We start from the raw sequence: 277 nt of genomic DNA on the forward strand, positions 1-277 counted from the left end.
CAATAACAGCTTTCTGAGCTTTACGACTCGGCATACTTTTCTTGAGACGGGAACGTTTATTCTGTTTTTCCAACTCTTCATGCTGTTGCTGAATATGTGCCAGAACTGTACCTAACCGTTTATTCTCAACGATCTCATTCTGCTGTAGCCCAGCTAATTTATTGAAAATGCTGTAGTTGAGCTTTCGTTCCTCGTGCATGAGGGCCACAGTCCCATCCGGGTACTCCAGAAATGAAATATATTGCCCAACAAGCTTATGATTCAGCTCTATCGGTTC

Annotated in this window: 1 pseudogene; it reads right to left on the reverse strand. The window is 43.0% G+C overall.

The features are described 5' to 3' along the window. Positions 1-277 (reverse strand): annotated as a pseudogene (locus tag NI465_RS16640) (ISNCY family transposase); the annotation flags it as partial.

Origin of the sequence: Acinetobacter lwoffii, from assembly GCF_024129855.1 — a bacterium.
In the GTDB taxonomy this organism is placed as follows: Bacteria; Pseudomonadota; Gammaproteobacteria; order Pseudomonadales; family Moraxellaceae; genus Acinetobacter; species Acinetobacter lwoffii_L.